Raw genomic sequence first — 463 nt, 5'->3', positions numbered from 1 at the left:
GTTGCTCACCACGAGTCCCACACTGCGGTCACTGCTGCTCGGCACCGTGACGTTACCTGTCCACACTTTTTTGTCTGCCGTCGCCGCCAGTGAACTGATGGCCGTGCCGCCTAAGGTCGCGGTCGCAGACTGCAGCTCTTTATCAAACTCCAGTCTCACATCAACACTTTGACCAATGGCTTGGTAACCCGGAGTAAAGCTCGCAGCCGTTAAGCTTGGCTTCGCTCGGGTCATTTGCACCGTGCCTGTCGCTGGCGTCGCCACCGCATTCAGGTTGTTCTCCCCTCTTACCGTCACGGTAATTTGGCCGTCTTGCAGCGCACTCATGTCTAGGTTCACATTCCAGCTACCGTCACCGGATACATTGACGGTCGTTTCTGGGGTTTTACCACCGTTCGTGTCGCTCGCTTGAACCGTTAACGATTCTCCCGCTGCAAAACGCGTACTGCTACCTGTGATAGCC

General features: G+C 56.2%; 1 pseudogene. It reads right to left on the bottom strand.

The features are described 5' to 3' along the window. Positions 1 to 463 (bottom strand): annotated as a pseudogene (locus AC5O63_RS22415) (tandem large repeat); the annotation flags it as partial.

It is taken from the genome of Vibrio sp. SCP2 (genome assembly GCF_059295395.1).
This window is presented reverse-complemented; position numbering and strand designations above follow the sequence as displayed.